Raw genomic sequence first — 677 nt, 5'->3', positions numbered from 1 at the left:
ACACAACATCAGACCACTCTTTAACTCCCTCAAAATCATCCAAATAAGAAGCTACACGAGTATAAACTCCCGGGTACTGTGCCTGCCCGCACCCTTCACCAAAGCTCGTAACACCAACCTGAACCCAGTCACGATTCTCATTCTGCCAAAGCAAAGGTCCACCACTATCTCCTTGGCAAGAGTCTAAACCACCAGCTAGAACACCCGCACATATCATGTCGTCAGTCACCTCATCACCAATCTCGGCATAATTATCCTGGCAAGTCTCATGATTCATTAGCGTTACATCTGCTTCTTGGAGAACATCCGGGTAAGTCGCGACACTATCGTCTGGGTCTATATCCCCCCAACCGATAACGCGCAAGGAATCACCTTCAGCAATTTTGCGCATATCTGCCTCTGTCGCCAACGGAAGCGTCGGCACATCACTCACAGCCTCAGCAAGCTGAAACAATAAATAATCGCCATTCTCAGCCTCATTATATTCTATGAGATTAACGGCTCGAGCATTACTCTGCTCTGGCAAATCATACCCAGACGAGTTACTCAAATCATACGCACCAATAACCGCAACAATGCTATCCAAAGCCTCCCCGGCGTAGCAGTGAGATGCCGTTAATACATAGTATTCATCCACCAAGGTTGCACCACAAAAGTGCTCACCAGTATATTTATTT

Annotated in this window: 1 protein-coding gene; it reads right to left on the bottom strand. The window is 47.0% G+C overall.

The genetic code is table 11. The features are described 5' to 3' along the window. Positions 1–677, bottom strand: a 677-nt coding sequence (locus A3766_RS25880; protein ID WP_156509149.1) for a serine protease, incomplete at both ends; no start/stop codon positions are given.

Source organism: Oleiphilus sp. HI0132, from assembly GCF_001635845.1.
Note: the sequence above shows the minus strand (reverse complement) of the source record. Positions and strands in the feature narration are given on the sequence as shown.